At 43.0% G+C, this 14,378-nt stretch carries 11 protein-coding genes; 5 read left to right on the top strand and 6 right to left on the bottom strand.

Annotated features, from left to right (window positions below; all coding sequences use genetic code 11):
• The first annotated feature begins 166 nt into the window (after window positions 1-166).
• The gene (locus Q0R52_RS19930) at window positions 167-2,614 is read left to right on the top strand and encodes a TonB-dependent receptor (RefSeq protein ID WP_295797527.1); all 2,448 of its coding nucleotides are present in this window, start codon (window positions 167-169) and stop codon (window positions 2,612-2,614) included.
• A 67-nt stretch (window positions 2,615-2,681) separates the two neighbouring features.
• Here Q0R52_RS19930 and Q0R52_RS19925 read toward each other — a convergent pair whose 3' ends face one another.
• Together Q0R52_RS19925 and Q0R52_RS19920 are read right to left on the bottom strand one after the other, a co-directional pair.
• Window positions 2,682-3,050, bottom strand: a complete 369-nt coding sequence (locus Q0R52_RS19925; RefSeq protein ID WP_295797524.1) for a DUF1634 domain-containing protein — start codon at window positions 3,048-3,050, stop codon at window positions 2,682-2,684.
• 157 nt (window positions 3,051-3,207) lie between these two features.
• Window positions 3,208-4,044 (bottom strand): sulfite exporter TauE/SafE family protein, encoded by an 837-nt coding sequence (locus Q0R52_RS19920; RefSeq protein ID WP_295797522.1) that lies wholly within the window; start codon window positions 4,042-4,044, stop codon window positions 3,208-3,210.
• Window positions 4,045-4,246: 202 nt separating this feature from the next.
• On the opposite strand from Q0R52_RS19920, the gene Q0R52_RS19915 reads away from it, so the two are divergent.
• Genes Q0R52_RS19915 through Q0R52_RS19905 form a run of 3 tightly spaced genes read left to right on the top strand, consistent with a single transcriptional unit; the run spans window position 4,247 to window position 7,548 of the window.
• A complete protein-coding gene (locus tag Q0R52_RS19915) occupies window positions 4,247-6,085 on the top strand; it encodes a UbiD family decarboxylase (RefSeq protein ID WP_295797518.1) in 1,839 nt (612 codons plus the stop codon).
• 28 nt (window positions 6,086-6,113) lie between these two features.
• Entirely contained in the window at window positions 6,114-6,851 is a 738-nt protein-coding gene (locus Q0R52_RS19910; RefSeq protein WP_295797514.1) for a hypothetical protein, read from the top strand.
• Window positions 6,844-7,548, top strand: coding sequence for a hypothetical protein (locus tag Q0R52_RS19905; RefSeq protein WP_295797511.1), 705 nt, complete (start codon window positions 6,844-6,846; stop codon window positions 7,546-7,548). Before Q0R52_RS19910 ends, Q0R52_RS19905 begins: the two co-directional genes overlap by 8 nt.
• A 49-nt stretch (window positions 7,549-7,597) precedes the next feature.
• Here the strand turns inward: Q0R52_RS19905 and Q0R52_RS19900 are convergent, their stop codons facing one another.
• The 4 genes from Q0R52_RS19900 to Q0R52_RS19885 all read right to left on the bottom strand — a co-directional run bounded on the left by Q0R52_RS19900 (window position 7,598) and on the right by Q0R52_RS19885 (window position 11,892).
• Window positions 7,598-7,930, bottom strand: coding sequence for an addiction module toxin RelE (locus Q0R52_RS19900; RefSeq protein ID WP_252793973.1), 333 nt, complete (start codon window positions 7,928-7,930; stop codon window positions 7,598-7,600).
• Window positions 7,920-8,153, bottom strand: a complete 234-nt coding sequence (locus Q0R52_RS19895; protein WP_295797508.1) for a hypothetical protein — start codon at window positions 8,151-8,153, stop codon at window positions 7,920-7,922. Before Q0R52_RS19895 ends, Q0R52_RS19900 begins: the two co-directional genes overlap by 11 nt.
• A gap of 900 nt (window positions 8,154-9,053) precedes the next feature.
• Window positions 9,054-10,466: a D-alanyl-D-alanine carboxypeptidase/D-alanyl-D-alanine-endopeptidase gene (gene dacB, locus Q0R52_RS19890; RefSeq protein WP_295797505.1), complete on the bottom strand. Its 1,413-nt coding sequence runs from the start codon at window positions 10,464-10,466 to the stop codon at window positions 9,054-9,056.
• Window positions 10,438-11,892: an amino acid permease gene (locus Q0R52_RS19885; protein WP_295797503.1), complete on the bottom strand. Its 1,455-nt coding sequence runs from the start codon at window positions 11,890-11,892 to the stop codon at window positions 10,438-10,440. Before Q0R52_RS19885 ends, dacB begins: the two co-directional genes overlap by 29 nt.
• Before the next feature lie 146 nt (window positions 11,893-12,038).
• Here Q0R52_RS19885 and Q0R52_RS19880 point away from each other — a divergent pair, with 146 nt between their 5' ends.
• A complete protein-coding gene (locus Q0R52_RS19880) occupies window positions 12,039-14,276 on the top strand; it encodes a sodium-translocating pyrophosphatase (RefSeq protein WP_295797501.1) in 2,238 nt (745 codons plus the stop codon).
• Window positions 14,277-14,378 lie beyond the last annotated feature (102 nt).

The raw sequence follows: 14,378 nt of genomic DNA, 5'->3' as shown, positions 1-14,378 counted from the left end.
TAATATGTTAACCTGTAAAACAAATATTTTGATATATTTGTAACGAACTTTTATCACCACCTATACGTAAAAAGCCTTTTTTGTTTACCGGGTTAATTAATGTTGCTATATTGTAGTCAATTTAATTTAAAGGTAAATTTATAGTAAACTTGTATAAAAACTGTTAATGAAGCTTATCACGGTGTGCCTTTTATGGGCTATACTTCTGGCCGTTACTTTTGATAATGCACACGCGCAAGTGGCGCTTTCATCTATACAGGGTAAGGTTTTAACAGACGCCAGAGTTCCCGCCGAATCAGCAACCATAATTTTATTAAAAGCCCGCGACTCATCGATAGTAAGCTCCACCATTATCGGCAAAAACGGTCGTTACCGGTTTGATGATGTACCCGCCGATAGCTACCTGCTGCTGGCAACTATGATAGGTTTTAACAAAGTCTATGCCGGCCCCTACGAACTTGAGGAAGACAAAACGTTTAGAGTTTCGGAGATTGTATTAAAGCCATCCTCCAATCAGCTCAAAGAAGTTACCATATCAAGCACCCGGCCCGAAATTGAAGTACGGCCCGGAAAGATAACGATCAATATTCCCAATAGCTTAACTGCCGAAGGAAGTTCGGTGCTCGAAATCTTAAGGCAATCGCCGGGAGTAAGGGTTGATAACAGTAACAACATAAACATTATAGGCAGGCAAAATGCATTGGTAACCATCGACGGTAAAGCCACCAGTTTAACCGGCGACGACCTGGCCACCTACCTCCGCAGTTTGCAATCGAGCGCAATTGACAGGATTGAACTGATTACTGCAGGGTCGGCAAAATATGATGCATCCAGCGGGGGTATAGTGAATATTGTGCTTAAAAAAGGCACTAACGTAGGCGCCAATGGCTCAATAACCGCCACAGCCGGCTATGGTAAATACTACAAAGGCAATATTGGCATTGCGTTTAACGACCGTATGGACAAGTTTAACGTTTTTGGCAGTTACAACTTTACGGCAGATAAGACTTTCCGCAACATCATGACCAACAGGTTTATCAACTTTGATGGTGTATTAAGCAATTACGATGTTAACTACAGGAATGTTCAGCAAAGCACCAACAGCGGTTTTAACCTGGGGACTGATTTTTTTATATCGCCCAAACATACCATCGGTTTTTTGATAAACGGGATGTCGCGGCATGACGATTTTACCAAAAATAACGGTCTTAACATTAGTAACCAGGGCAGCCTCGACTCAATTATTACAGCCAATTCTGCTTTAAGCAGGCATGTTACCAAAATAAATTACAATATAAACTACAGCGGCAAGCTCGACAAAGCCGGCACAACTTTAATGGCCGACCTGAACTATACTACCTTTAACCGCAGTTCGTCTGAGTATATTACCAACCAGTTTTTTAAGGCCGACTGGAGCCCCTATCGTGCCGACCTGTTGTTAGAAAATCTTTCGCCGTCAACAATCCATATCTGGCTTTCAAAGCTTGACTTTTCTACGCCGCTTTCAAAAACGTCTACGCTGGAAACCGGTATTAAAAACAGTCACGTAAGTAGTAATAACGATTTGATTTTTGGCCCTAAGGTGGGTGATGAGTATTTATCCAACCCAAATTTGAGCAACCATTTTTACTACACCGAAAACATAAACGTAGCCTATCTAAACTATCAAAATAAGTTTAACAAGGTTGACCTAACAATAGGCGTAAGGGGCGAGCAAACCACCAGTAATGGTAACTCCGTCACCATGAATTCAAAAATAAGCAGGGATTATTTCAGCGTGTTCCCCCAAACGCTGGTAACTTACCATATTAATGATAAAAATGAACTTTCGTTAAGCTACAACCGCGGTATTGGCCGGCCCGCTTACGAGGAGATAAACCCTTTTTTATATTATATTGATTTATACGATTACCGCAGCGGTAACCCCAACTTAAAGCCGGAATATTCGAATAACATCGAGCTTAGCCATACCTACAAAAAAATTATTACTACATCATTGTATGCTACGATAATCAGCGATGCTTACGATTTTGGCTTTTATGAGCAAAACGACACTTCGAAAGTGAGTATACTAACGCACACCAATTTCGGCAGGATATACAACTACGGTATTAGATTTTCGGCACCGGTAACAGTTAACGCCTGGTGGAACGCTTATTTCCATATAGACGCGTCGTATCAGCGCTACGTGGCTTACCCGCAAAACGGCAACCTTAACAAAGGGGCGCAGGATATTATTTTTAACACTATCCAAAGCTTTAAGCTTGGGAAAGGAGTAAACGCTTCAATTACAGGTGTGTATGAATCGCCCAACTTTTATGGCATCAACCAAAATAAAGCCCAATACAGGGTTGATGCGGGCCTGGGCACCCAATTATTTAATAAACACGGAACCCTGAGGTTAAATGTTGTTGATGTGTTTAACACGCTGAAAGACAGAGCGCAAACTAACTATCAAAACATTAATCAAACCATTGTTGATAAAAAGGAGAGCCAGGTAGCCCGCCTTACGTTTAGTTACCGCTTTGGCAAAACCACTGTAAAAGCAGCTGCCGATCACCGTACAGGTAACGAGGAAGAACAAAAGAGGATTGGTAACGGGGGAGGAAATTAGTGGGGAGTTCTAAGTCTTGAGTCGGTAGTCCTGAGTCTTAAGTCGGGCGAATATGATATGAAACAGACTAACCAACACGGCCACCCATCATACTGGCGAAAATAATCAGCAACACCAGCAAACTGATACCTACATACAGGTAATCTTTCTCAAGCACAAAGCCGATAGTTGAGCATATAACCCTTAAAATTGGCGTTGCAATTAACAAAACAATACCCAGTTGAATAATTGCCTGTCCTTTTAAATTAGTTGCCGCGACTATAAGGCTGCCCATAAAAGACGGGATGCCGGTGAATGTTTTATAATCGGGAATAGAATGCCCATGCCGTACAACATAAAATATCCCCCCGAAAAAAACTATACTCATGGATACAATCATGCCGCCGCACAGCACCTTGCCTATGAGTGATTGTATGTCGGTGTCTTTGAATTTCATTTTTTAGTCCATAGTCTATGGTCCATAGACCATAGTAAATATTGTGTTTTTATTGTTGATAGTATATCTCAATCTTCCTGCCATGGTCTATCGTTTATGGTCCATGGACTTTCCTTCCTGCCATGGTCTATCGTCTATGGTCCATGGACTTTTCCCGTTAAATTTTCCCCGTTATTCCGTTATAAATCATTTGCCCGGCCAAAAAGGTTACCACAATGGCAAACACCCACCTTAGCCAGCCCGACGATTTTGTTTTTACCAATATTTTAGAGCCCGTAAACGCACCAATCAGCACCCCGATAACAACAGGCATAACCAACGCCGGGTGGATGTATCCCCGTTGCAAATAAACAACTGCACTTGCCGATGCGGTAACGCCTATCATAAAATTGCTGGTAGTGGTTGATACCTTGAAAGGTATTCGCATAATAGTATCCATCGCTATCACCTTAAGTGCCCCTGAACCTATACCGATTAACCCGGATATGGTGCCGGCGAAAATCATCATAAAAAAACCGCCTGCAACATTGGTAACACTATACTCAACTGTGCCACCGCCGTTAGGGTAGCTGCTGTTAAGTTTCAGCTTTTCGGCCAGGTAGCTTTTTTGGGTGACGATGTGCTCCGCTTTTTTGCGCAGCGATAATATGGCAGATGCGGTTAGTATCACACCAAATAATATGGCGATATAATGGGTTGGGATATGCGTCGCCAATATAGCGCCAACCATAGCCCCGGCGGTGGTGGCAATTTCTAAAAACATGCCCAGCCGCATATTGGTAATTCCCTCTTTTACATAAGCTGCCGCCGAACCCGATGACGTAGCGATAACCGACACCAATGAGGCGCCGATGGCATAATGAATATCGACATTGAGCAAAAGGGTAAGCAATGGTATAATTACAACACCGCCGCCAAGCCCGGTTAATGAGCCCAGCAAACCTGCAAAATAGGAGCCAATTAGGATAATTACTGTAAATAAAATTACCGACATACCATTGAAAAAATAGGACGCCGCTAAAGTAATAATAACTTTTTTTAAGCACTTACTTTAATGTTTGTCTATAGATTTACTGGAGGACACGATTTGAAGATATGTTGATTTAATGACATGAAAATGAAGGAAAGCCGGCAGTAATAGGGAAGGGCCGGCAGGGTAAATCCCCGTCGCATTTTGTACATTTGCACCCACAAACATGAGCTATAAAAGTTTACAAGCCTGCGTTACCGACCTTGAAAAACACGGCCGCTTAATTCGTATTAAGGAAGAGGTTGACCCTTACCTGCAAATGGCCGCCATCCACCTGCGTGTGTTTGAGCATGAGGGCCCGGCTATCCTGTTCGAAAATGTAAAAGGCAGTAAATTCCCGGCGGTGTCCAACCTGTTTGGCACGCTGGACAGGTCGAAGTTTATTTTCAGAGACACGCTGGACAAAATTAAAACGCTAGTCGATTTAAAGTCTGACCCTTTAAAAGCAATAAAGAATCCATTTAAATATGCCGGGGTGGGGTTAACGGCACTGTCGGCATTACCTATGAAAGTGGGCCGCAGCGCGCCTGTTAACTTTGCTAAATGTAAAATAAGCGATATACCGCAGATAGTAAACTGGCCCAAGGACGGTGGTCCCTTTGTTACCATGCCGCAGGTATATACCGAAGATATTGACAAGCCCGGCATCATGAATGCCAACCTGGGCATGTACCGCATCCAGCTGGGTGGGAACGATTATATCATGAACGAAGAAATCGGCCTGCATTACCAGTTGCACAGGGGGATTGGCGTTCATCAGACCAAAGCAAACGCGAAAGGGCAGCCGCTAAAGGTAAGCATATTTGTAGGTGGCCCGCCATCGCACCCGGTTGCTGCGGTGATGCCATTGCCCGAGGGCCTGTCTGAAATGACTTTCGCCGGGGCGCTGGGCAATCGCCGTTTCCGTTATTTTTATGATGATGAAGGTTTCTGCATTTCGGCGGATGCTGATTTTGTGATAACCGGTACCGTTATGCCGCACGACAATAAACCTGAAGGCCCTTTTGGCGATCACTTGGGTTATTACAGTTTAAAGCACCCGTTTCCATTGTTAAAAGTGCATAATGTTTATCACCGCAAGGATGCCATTTGGTCATTTACCGTGGTTGGCCGTCCGCCGCAGGAGGATACCAGTTTTGGGGCGCTGATCCACGAGATTACGGGCTCGGCTATCCCGAAGGAAATACCGGGACTACATGCGGTAAACGCGGTTGATGCTGCCGGAGTGCACCCTTTGCTCTTCGCCATTGGCAGCGAACGTTATACGCCATATAGCAATGAGCGCCGCCCGCAGGAGATCTTAACCATTGCCAACCATATATTAGGTAAAGGACAGCTAAGCCTTGCCAAATACCTGTTTATTGCCGCACAGGAAGACGACCCAACGCTAAATGTAAATGACATCGGCGGATTTTTAAAACATATCCTGCAACGGATACACCTTACCCGCGACCTGCACTTTTACACCAATACTACCATTGATACTTTAGATTACAGTGGCAGCGGCTTAAACACCGGAAGTAAGGTGGCAGTAGCAGTAGCAGGTGAAGTAAAGAGGGAACTATGGAGCGAATTGCCTGCAGATTTCAGCTTACCGCGACCTTTCGAAAAATACAAAATGGTAATGCCTGGCGTATTGGCTGTCGAAGTGCCCAAAAACATCCGCACCAGCGATATGCCATTGATGCTGGAGATCCTGGATGAGCATTTGCAGGATGCAGAACTTAACAGCCTGCCGCTAATGGTACTTTGTGATGATGCAGATTTTACAGCACAAAGCATCAATAACTTTGTATGGGTAACCTTTACCCGCAGCAACCCCTCGCACGATATTTATGGAATTAAAGCCTACACCGAACATAAGCATTGGGGCTGCAACGGCCCGCTGATTATTGATGCGCGCATTAAGCCGCACCACGCGCCGGTGTTGGTGAAAGACCCGGAAGTTGAGAAATTAGTAGATAAGATGGGGGAGAAGGGAGGTAGTTTAAATGGGATTATATAAATTTTTTTGTCCGGGTATATGTTTGATAATGCTTATTAGCGCCTGTTCCAGAAAAAATCTTATTGGTTCGTATGTTTACGTTGGTGGGGCTCGGGGAGCAACAGTTAAAAGATCTCTTGTATTAAAAAAGGATAGTACATTTGAATACAGTGATTTTAAGGCAACCGTAGTTCCTCCCGACGAGATCAGAATCCATGATGCAGTGGGCAAGGGCAAGTTTGCGCTAAATGGAAAAAATTTAATTTTAAATTTCAGCTATAAAATACGCGACGTAAATAAAGTTGACATTATACCGGCGATGTACCGGGAGTTAGGCATTAATGACGAAAAATCAAACGCAACTGATAGTGTGTTTTTAAAATTCCATATTTATTTCACTAATTCTGTTGATGATAGCGCAAATCCCCCAAAAAATTTTTATACCTCAGTGACGGTGAATGGAAGGGAAATTGACAACGATCATCCTTTAATGGGTTTAAAAAAAAACATATTCCCTTTAGAACTAAATTTGGATTTCTCGATGATGTCCTGGCCCAGCGTATCGGAAGATTCTCGTTTTATCGATAAAAAAATAAAAATTGAAAAAGCTGGAAACTATCAGGTTAATATACACCTGTTCAAGCTTAAGGATCCGTTGCTTGAAACCGAAATAATATTTAACCGACAGATATTACCTTTGACATATTTTATGAATAGCATTACTATTGACGGCATGAAAAGGGCTAAGAAAGACGATAATAATGTACGAAAAATTAATTATGAATAAATTAAAAATTATAATTGCCTGTTGCTCACTGCCATTTTTTTTCTCCTGCAAAAAACCGCAGGATATACCCCATTATACCGTATCAAAAATCTTTAAAAATGATACCGCTACAACTGTAAACGTGCACATCGCCAACCGGATGACACAGGCACAACTGATTCTTATAGCCGGCAAAGTAAAAAAAGACAGCGCCCAGATACAAAATCTGCATATTAGCTTCCTGCTGCCCGGCAATACCGAAACCAGCGCCGGTGAGCATAGTTATTATGCTTCGGCTAAATTCATCAACGCAAACCAGGTGGCATCATTTGATACTTTGAAAGATGATGAGGGCAACGTTGTTCGCTTAAAAATATTTGGCTTAAACCAGGAAAAGGCAAAGCACTTGTTAGGACTTAAACCCAATGAAATTATTGCTAAAAATGTGCTCGGCCGCTTTATTGACGACTATAACCACACCGTCATCATCCCATTTGATGACCCGCTGGATGAAAAAAGGGAAGTTTACATTATCGAACTGGATTCCGCAGCAAAGGTGGTATCCAAAACTATCCCACAAAAAGTTAAGGACGGCAATATAGAAAAATGGATAGTAACGCAGCACGGCGATTATATGATGCTGAAAGACAGCGTGCTTACCCAGTTTGCCAATGATGGTTTGGGTGTGCCGTTTAATAGTATAAAGGCGGGTATATAGTTGTTTTTTTCGTGGAGATGCACGACGCTTTCCGTCTATTGCTACAGCATCATCTAAGGCCTTCCTCTTTCAATATTTTCAGCAACAGGCTTGTGTCGGAAGTGTCGTATTCGGCTTTGTCGTAAATAGAAACTAAATACACTCTTTCGTTTTCGAAAATGAGATGGGTAATAACCCTTGCACCTCCCGACTTGCCGCGATTTTTACTTTCAATTGCTACCCGGACTTTGTACAGGTTGTTTCCTAATGGCGTTCCTTCTTCGGGGTTGATTTTAAGCGCTTTAATTAATTTTGTTATGTCTTTTTTGAAGGAAGGATATTTTTTGGCAAGAGGTTTTGCTTCTTTCTCAAAGTTCCTCGTAATTATTATCTTAAAGCTCATTAAGCCAGGTATCAGCGTCTTTTAATTCGATTTTTCCTTCTAACGATAGCTTTACATCACGAATGCCGTCCCTAAACCCATCGTAGAACTTATCTAATTCTGCAGTTTTATTATTTGATTTGAGACTTTTTTTAAACAAAGATTTTACCTCACTGATAATATTTTTATCATCAGTATCCAGTATCATTCGCACTACTTCAAGTTTTTCGGCCTGTAAGTTCATAATCAAATTTACGAATTATTTAATATAAACAAACAGGATACTCTGTGAGAAACCATGGGGAGACAAAAGGCTCGTGCCTTTTTTAAATTTCGTTAGTTTCTGTATCGCCTGTATTACTACATTGAATGATACGGCGATACAGAACAGCTTAAATTACCAGGTAAAAGCTTAAATAATTGAGAAGGTGTATCCCATCCTAAAAGAGTTTACACTTGTTGAATAATAATCCTGATATGAATTTACATTTTATTCTTAATCCTGGAATAGATTTGCTTATTGTATCGCTTGTATCGCTACACTGAATGACACAATGATACAGAACAGTTTTAATCAATGTCAGTGGATATGGATGTTTATATAGATACCCTATGTACATTCAATTAATATATATATTATCATAATTTATAGGTAATTATATATATACAATTGATAATCACCATAACCTTATTGAAGATAGCTTAATCTTAATTTATATATAATTTACTCAATATAAATCCTTTAAATACAGATATAGCTAATTACTGTACTGTATCACTGTATTGTTCAACCTGGCAATACAGGCGATACAGCAAGTCAAAATCGTCAGCTATCTTATTCATTGATGACAAACACATAGAAAGGTTTTTGTATCGTGTATCACCTGGGGAGTCGCTACAGCGATACAGGCGATACAGCATTTTTACCATTTTGTCATTGCGAGCGCAGCGCGGCAACCGCACGCCATGCTAGCCGATAATAAAATTTCTGCATCTTGTAGTTCGCCCTGTAGAGTTAGCGATTGCTTCGTTCCTCGCAATGACAAGTTTAGAGCTTTTTTGTATCACCCGTATCATCAAGTGAGTCACCACAGCGATACAGCATTTGGATGCTAACCGGTACTGCCCCACGTTCAAGGGGCCTCTACTTCAACTCATCCAAAACCCTAAACATCTTCTCCTTAATCGCTTTACTGCCTCCGTTATAATTATTTACCATTATCGAAAAGCAAAGCTCCCGCCCGTGGTAAGTGTGGTAGCCGGCGTAGGTAAGCACATTTAATATGCTGCCACTTTTCATCTTCATATCGTTATACGTTGGCAGACTGGCATAAAAATCAGGAAACCAGGCTTCCTTTTTGGCCGATTGCAGGATAGTTGCCAGCGTTAAGGTAGTCACCCTGTCGCCGGGGGACAGGCCGCTGCCATCGACAATGTTCAACGAATGCGGGTCAATTCCACGGGCTTTCCAAAATTCTTGTTCAACCTCAACGCCGTTGCCGGTGCTTGGTGTTTTACCGGCTTTCCAGGCTATGGTTTTTAACAGTTGCTCGGCATACAGGTTAATGCTTTTTTGGTTGAGCCAATATACTATCTGGCTTAAACGCGGCGACAGGATGGTGGTTAAATTTGTTATCACTTGCGGCGAGGTCAATCCTTTGGCAGTTAATGTAGTAGTCGATTCCGGGTCGTTGCTTACCAAAATGCCCAATCGTTTAAGCGTGTCCATTAAACGAAATGCAGCGTCATAAGCGGGATCGGGGAGGGCGGCGGAGATACTTTTTTTGCTTTGATCCTGCGCATAAGTGCCGCGGAGGTACATGGTTTTGCCGCCGACAGGTAAAAAGGCATAGGCATTGTCGCCGGTGCCCGATGGCGCATTAACCAGCTCGCTTTTAAAATTGAGGTAAGGCATGGCAGGCACCTCGTGCGTTATGCTGATCGGCGAATCAACCCTGCCGGTATGAAATTTAATATCAAACTGGTTTTCGCGCCATGTAAGGCCTGATGTTCCTGCGCCGTAATAATTGCCGAGGTCCATCCAGATCCATCCTTCGGGAATAGATTGTGAGCCAAATACCGAGTCGTCGCCAATAATACGGCCGTTTATTTTTTTGATGCCTGCCTTTTGCAAAGCATCAACCATTAAGCTGAGCACATGCCCTTCGTGGGTATTCTCATACCGCCAGCTGCCAAGGGTGGGATCACCGGCACCTTTGATAATAACATCGCCGTTTAGTGTGCCATCAGCAGTAATAGTACCGCTGTAGCCGAATTGGGTTTGGTATTGAAAATCTTTCCCCAATAAATTAAACGCGGTAATGGTGGTAATAGTTTTTAAGGTTGAGGCTGTTGCCAGGCCCATGTTGGGGTTAGCGGTAAAAACCGTTTCACCCGTTTTGGCATCGAGTACGGTAAGCGATAGTGACGCATATTTACACTGGCTATCAGCCTGCAACCGGTTAAACGCCGATTGCAGTTTTTGTTCCAATGTTTGGGCAGCAGCCTGCCCGGTTATAAAAAGAAGGCTAAGCAGGCACTTCGTGTGTATCCTCATCCTTTGAGAAGTATTTTGTTATATAATAAATAGGTACCCCCAATAAAACGATTATCAAACCATATTCGGTGTACGTTCTTTTGTATATAAAAAGTAATACACAAAACGCAATACCCATTAAGATATAAATAGCAGGCAGAACCGGGTAGCCAAATGCTTTATACGGCCTTTCAGCATCCGGGCGGGTAATCCTCAACTTATAAATTCCGATTATGGTAAGCACATAAAATATTACCACTACAAATGATATCATATCCAGCAAATCGCCATACTTGCCGCTCATACAAAGTATCGAGGCAACAATAGCCTGTATCCATAAACCAAATTCAGGCACAGAATATTTATTAAGCGTACCGGTTTTTTTGAAAAATAAACCGTCTTTTGCCATGGTATAATAAACCCTTGCACCTGCCATAATCAATCCGTTATTACACCCAAAAGTTGAAATCATTATCATTATAGCGATAACGTAAGTACCGGCATTACCGAAAATTACGTGCGATGCAGCTACCGCTACCCTGTCTTTATCGGCAGTGGCAATATCATGCAAAGACAATACGCCTGTATACATTACGTTAGCCAATACATAAATAACAGTAACTATCAGCGTACCCAAAAATAGGCTAAGCCCTACATTGCGTTTAGGGTTATGCATTTCTCCTGCAATAAATGTCACATTGTTCCAACTGTCGCTGCTGAATATCGAACCCACCATTGCAGCCGCTATTGCGCCGAGCGCCGCTGCCATACCTAAACCGCCTGGCACAATACTGCCATCTTTATTTAGGTTGTGCATATCCCAGGCATTGGTCCAGTTGGCGTGCCATATATCACCTTTAATCGCTAATAATCCAAAAATTATCAGCCCAAATAAACTAAGCAGCTTGGTTATGGTAAAAGTGTTTTGTATTAACTTGCCACTTTGCACACCTTTGGTGTTAATAAAGGTTAGCAGCAAAATAACTACTATCGATACGCATTGCGCCGCGCTGATGGTAAAGTGCCAGCTGCCGATCATCGTACCAAATAATATATTATCCTCACTCACTGCCGGGATGATATAAGCAGTAAACTTCGAGAAAGCCACGCCTACCGCTGCAATAGTTCCCGTCTGTATCACAGCGAAAAAGCTCCAGCCGTATAAAAAGGCTATCAATTTATTGTACGACTCTTTAAGGTAAACGTACTGTCCTCCTGCTTTTGGGAACATAGCGCTCAGCTCGCCGTAGCTAACTGCGGCGGTTATGGTCATAAAACCGGTAATCAGCCAAACGGCTATCAGCCAGCCTGCTGAGCCTACATTGCGGGTAATATCAGCGCCTACAATAAAAATACCTGAGCCTATCATTGAGCCCGCTACAAGCATTGTGCCGTCGAGCAAACCCAGCTCGTGTTTTAGTTTTGGTTGTGAAGGTGTCCTTGCCATCAATTAGTTTAAGTTTAAAGGTTCTAAACTATTCAAAAAACTTTATAATTCTCACGCTATTGTAAAGAAATTAATTTGCTATTTTGCGCAACCAATTATATTTGCACGCTGAAATAATAAACTGGACTATTTACTAAATTTTAAATATGGATTTTTTGAACAATTACTTAATTTATTTAATTCCTGTATTCGGACTGGTCGGGATTCTTTTTATGGCCATTAAGTCTGCCTGGGTGGTTAAACAAGATGCCGGCGACGGCGATATGGCCCAATTAGCAGGCTACATTGCCGATGGCGCGATGGCCTTTTTACGTGCCGAGTGGAAAATACTGAGCTACTTTGTGGTAGTTGCAGGCATCCTTTTGGCATGGTCGGGCACAACGGTTGCTACATCGAGCCCGGTTATTGCAATCTCTTTTGTTTGCGGTGCCTTTTTATCGGCATTTGCAGGTTTCCTGGGTATGCGTATTGCAACCAAAGCAAATGTGCGCACCACACAGGCTGCACGCACCAGTTTGGCGCAGGCATTAAAGGTGTCGTTTACAGGCGGTACAGTAATGGGTTTAGGTGTTGCCGGTTTGGCAATCATCGGCCTTGGGTCGTTGTTCATTGTGTTTTATACCATGTATGTTAAAAATACTGGCGGAAGCGTTAACGGCGAAGCTATGGCAAAAGCACTTGATGTTTTGGCCGGCTTTTCGTTAGGTGCTGAGTCAATCGCATTGTTTGCACGTGTTGGTGGTGGTATCTATACCAAAGCTGCCGACGTTGGCGCCGACCTTGTAGGTAAAGTTGAAGCAGGCATCCCTGAAGATGACGTGCGTAACCCTGCAACCATTGCCGATAACGTAGGCGATAACGTGGGCGATGTTGCCGGTATGGGCGCCGATTTGTTCGGATCGTATGTAGCAACTATGCTTGCAACCATGGTTTTGGGCCGCGAAATTGTATCGCATGATGCTTTCGGTGGTATTGCACCTATTTTATTACCAATGGTAATTGCGGGCATGGGCCTTATCTTCTCGATAGTAGGCGCAGCCATGGTAAGAATTAAAAATGAGACCGATAGCGTACAAAATGCATTAAACATAGGCAACTGGGCTTCTATTATTTTAACAGCAATTGCAACTTACTTTTTGGTGCAGTGGATGTTGCCAAACGATTCGTTCCACATGGTGCGCGACGAGGATGCAGCAGGCGCTGTAAAAGCCGGTTCGCTGGTGTTTACCAAAAACGGCGTATTTATGTCGATTGTGGTTGGCTTGGTAGTAGGTACTTTAATGTCGATGATTACCGAGTATTACACTGCAATGGGTAAACGCCCGGTGCTGAGCATTATCCGTCAATCATCAACAGGTCACGCTACCAACATCATCGGTGGTTTGGCTGTAGGTATGGAATCAACAGTATTGCCGATATTAGTACTAGCATCAGGTATTTACGGTTCGTATCACTTTGCAGGTTTATACGGGGTGGCTATTGCAGCCGCAGGTATGATGGCAACAACTGCTATGCAGCTGGCTATCGACGCATTCGGCCCAATTGCCGATAACGCAGGCGGTATTGCCGAAATGAGCCGCTTACCGGAAGAAGTTCGTCACCGTACAGATAACCTCGACGCCGTAGGTAACACTACAGCAGCAACAGGTAAAGGTTTCGCAATTGCATCAGCAGCGTTAACATCACTTGCATTATTTGCAGCTTTCGTAGGTGTTGCCGGTATCGAGCACATCGACATTTATAAAGCAGATGTGTTAGCCGGTTTATTTGTTGGCGGTATGATACCTTTCATCTTCTCAGCATTGTGTATTTCGGCAGTAGGCCGTGCAGCAATGGCCATGGTTGAAGAAGTTAGGCGCCAGTTCCGCGAGATACCGGGCATTATGGAATACAAGGCACAACCCGAGTATGAAAAATGCGTGGCCATATCTACAAAGGCTTCCTTACGCGAAATGGTAGCACCGGGTTTAATAGCCCTGATCAGCCCGATACTTGTAGGCTTTATATTTGGCCCTGAAGTTTTGGGCGGCATGCTGGCCGGTGTAACCGTGTCGGGCGTGTTGATGGGGATTTTCCAGAGTAACGCAGGGGGTGCATGGGATAATGCCAAAAAATCCTTTGAAAAAGGGGTAGAAATAAACGGCGAGATCTATTACAAAAAATCTGAACCGCACAAGGCATCGGTAACCGGTGATACCGTAGGCGATCCGTTTAAAGATACTTCGGGCCCGTCGATGAACATTTTGATTAAATTAATGTCGATCGTTTCGTTGGTTATCGCTCCGCATTTGAACCAGGCCGTTCAAACTAGCAGCAGTATCCAGAAGCAGATTAAAGTGCAATCGATGAATGTGCATACAATTAAGATGGATAAGAAAGTATAGTCGATAATTTATTATATTTAAAAGCCGCCACGATGAGTGGCGGCTTTTTTGCGAAAGGAAATAAAAGTATTCTTTGCAATATGAGATTAAGGTCAAAGGAAA

It is taken from the genome of Mucilaginibacter sp. (assembly GCF_025359345.1).
GTDB lineage: Bacteria > Bacteroidota > Bacteroidia > Sphingobacteriales > Sphingobacteriaceae > Mucilaginibacter.
Note: the sequence above shows the minus strand (reverse complement) of the source record. Positions and strands in the feature narration are given on the sequence as shown.

Bases quoted from the DNA above. Each gene is read 5' to 3' on its own strand.
- Q0R52_RS19930 (WP_295797527.1), top strand. From the start codon at position 167: ATGAAGCTTATCACGGTGTGCCTTTTATGGGCTATACTTCTGGCCGTT.
- Q0R52_RS19925 (WP_295797524.1), bottom strand. From the start codon at position 3,050: ATGAAATTCAAAGACACCGACATACAATCACTCATAGGCAAGGTGCTG.
- Q0R52_RS19920 (WP_295797522.1), bottom strand. From the start codon at position 4,044: ATGTCGGTAATTTTATTTACAGTAATTATCCTAATTGGCTCCTATTTT.
- Q0R52_RS19915 (WP_295797518.1), top strand. From the start codon at position 4,247: ATGAGCTATAAAAGTTTACAAGCCTGCGTTACCGACCTTGAAAAACAC.
- Q0R52_RS19910 (WP_295797514.1), top strand. From the start codon at position 6,114: ATGCTTATTAGCGCCTGTTCCAGAAAAAATCTTATTGGTTCGTATGTT.
- Q0R52_RS19905 (WP_295797511.1), top strand. From the start codon at position 6,844: ATGAATAAATTAAAAATTATAATTGCCTGTTGCTCACTGCCATTTTTT.
- Q0R52_RS19900 (WP_252793973.1), bottom strand. From the start codon at position 7,930: ATGAGCTTTAAGATAATAATTACGAGGAACTTTGAGAAAGAAGCAAAA.
- Q0R52_RS19895 (WP_295797508.1), bottom strand. From the start codon at position 8,153: ATGAACTTACAGGCCGAAAAACTTGAAGTAGTGCGAATGATACTGGAT.
- dacB (WP_295797505.1), bottom strand. From the start codon at position 10,466: ATGAGGATACACACGAAGTGCCTGCTTAGCCTTCTTTTTATAACCGGG.
- Q0R52_RS19885 (WP_295797503.1), bottom strand. From the start codon at position 11,892: ATGGCAAGGACACCTTCACAACCAAAACTAAAACACGAGCTGGGTTTG.
- Q0R52_RS19880 (WP_295797501.1), top strand. From the start codon at position 12,039: ATGGATTTTTTGAACAATTACTTAATTTATTTAATTCCTGTATTCGGA.